At 75.7% G+C, this 383-nt stretch carries 1 protein-coding gene; it reads left to right on the top strand.

Going from position 1 to position 383, the window contains the following annotated elements:
- The coding region (locus G3I71_RS49920; RefSeq protein WP_239149834.1) for a helix-turn-helix domain-containing protein at positions 1-293 on the top strand (293 nt) is incomplete at its 5' end.
- Positions 294-383: the final 90 nt, after the last annotated feature.

The raw sequence follows: 383 nt of genomic DNA, 5'->3' as shown, positions 1-383 counted from the left end.
CCCGGGGGTGCGGAGGCCAGGCCTGTGGACGACTGCCGATCGGCGCGTGCCCGTGCGAGACTGCCGCCATGGCACCGCGGTTCCTCACGCTCGCCGACGTGTCCGAGATCCTCAACGTCTCGGCGCCGCAGGCGTACGCGCTCGTGCGGTCGGGCGAGCTGCCCGCGATCCAGATCGGCGGCCGCATGCAGTGGCGCGTCGAGGCGTCCGAGCTCGAGCGGTACATCGAGCGCATGTACGCCGAGACGCGCGCACGCAACGCGCACGGCGCGACCTCCGACGGCGCCGTCTGACCCGCTCACGCGCTCGGAGGCCGTCGCCCCGGGCCGTCGTCGCGCAGTCCCCCCGGCCGAGCCCGCGCGCCCGTGCGGCCTCATCGCGAG

Origin of the sequence: Streptomyces sp. SID12501 (assembly GCF_010550245.1) — a bacterium.
In the GTDB taxonomy this organism is placed as follows: domain Bacteria; phylum Actinomycetota; class Actinomycetes; order Streptomycetales; family Streptomycetaceae; genus Streptomyces.
Note: the sequence above shows the minus strand (reverse complement) of the source record. Positions and strands in the feature narration are given on the sequence as shown.